1 pseudogene is annotated in these 273 nt (G+C 65.6%); it reads right to left on the reverse strand.

From position 1 onward, the window contains the following. A pseudogene (locus RM532_RS15885) lies at positions 1-273 on the reverse strand (IS3 family transposase); the annotation flags it as partial.

Consider the following 273-nt stretch of genomic DNA (forward strand, 5'->3'; position numbering starts at 1 on the left):
GCGCCGACAGCCGCGGCTGATAGCGGTAACAGGTCCGGCTGATCGACAGGGCTGCGCAGGCCAGTCGGATGCTCACGCCCCGGGCGGCGACGATTTGTCGGGCCATCTCGCGCCGCTGAGATGGCCTTACCATTTTCCCTCGATCACCTCCTGGCGAATCTCGGCCTTGAGCCGCTCCTCGGCGTACATTGCCTTGAGCCGGCGGTTTTCGCTCTCAAGCTCCTTGAGCCGCTTCATCAGCGCGGCGTCCATGCCGCCGTACTTGCTGCGCCA

This window comes from Spectribacter hydrogenoxidans (assembly GCF_031846275.1).
GTDB classification, from domain to species: domain Bacteria; phylum Pseudomonadota; class Gammaproteobacteria; order Nevskiales; family Salinisphaeraceae; genus Spectribacter; species Spectribacter hydrogenoxidans.